This is a genomic window from Streptomyces sp. NPDC127092, from assembly GCF_042722475.1.
GTDB lineage: Bacteria > Actinomycetota > Actinomycetes > Streptomycetales > Streptomycetaceae > Streptomyces.
Map to the genome: position 1 here is coordinate 797 of NZ_JBHXFE010000185.1, position 884 is coordinate 1680.

The 884-nt window shown below is 76.2% G+C and carries 1 pseudogene; it reads left to right on the top strand.

The features are described 5' to 3' along the window. Nucleotides 1-185: 185 nt before the first annotated feature. Nucleotides 186-884: pseudogene (locus ACFWJO_RS38660) on the top strand (aldo/keto reductase); the annotation flags it as partial.

The following is an 884-nucleotide window of genomic DNA, read 5'->3' on the forward strand; positions in this document are numbered from 1 at the left end:
GGGGTAGGCGGCGTCGGAGTCGGGCTGGCGGAACGTGGCGAGCTTCATGGACCCATCCCATCACAGGGCGGCGGGTCCGGACCCGGGGCGGGCGGACGTGAGACGGTGAGGCCATGAGCACAGCCTCCACGCATCCGCCGCTCGACCTCGACCCGACCCCGGCCACCCCGATCGTCCTCGGGACCATGGCCTGGGGGTCCGTTCCCCCGCCGCCCCCGGACGCCGATCCGGGGGCGGGGCCGGAGGGGCCCGCGGGCGCAGCGCAGGCCGAGGCGGCCGTGGAGCGTGCCCGCCGCGCCCTGCGCGCCGGGATCGAGGCCGGCGTCGACCTGCTGGACACCGCGGACATCTACGGGGCCGGCCGCTCCGAGGAGACCGTCGGCCGGCTGCTGCACGAGCTGCCCTACGAGGAGCGCTCCGCCCTGAAGGTGCAGACCAAGTGCGGGATCGTCCTGCACGAGACGGACCCGGCCGGGCGGCGTCTGACCCGCTACGACTCCTCGCCCGAGCACGTGCGCGCCTCGCTGGAGGTCCCGCCTCGGCGAGCAGCGCGTGGACACCCTGATCATCCACCGGCCCGACGTCCTCACGCCCGTGGCCGACACCGTGCGCGCCTTCCTCGACGCGCGGGAGGCGGGCCTGGTCGGCAAGCTGGGCGTCTCCAACCTCGGCGTGGGCCGCGTCCTCGAGTTCCAGCGCGAGCTCGAGAGCCAGGCGGCGGACGGGACCGGGCTGGCGTGCGTCCAGGTCGAGCTCGGCCTGCACCACCGCACCCTCGTGGAGTCGGTCGTGCTCGCCAACCACCCGGACGCCCCCGCGGACGCCGACGCCGGGCGCCTCGGCCCGGTGTGCGCCGCGGAGGGGATCGAGCTGCAGGCCTGGGG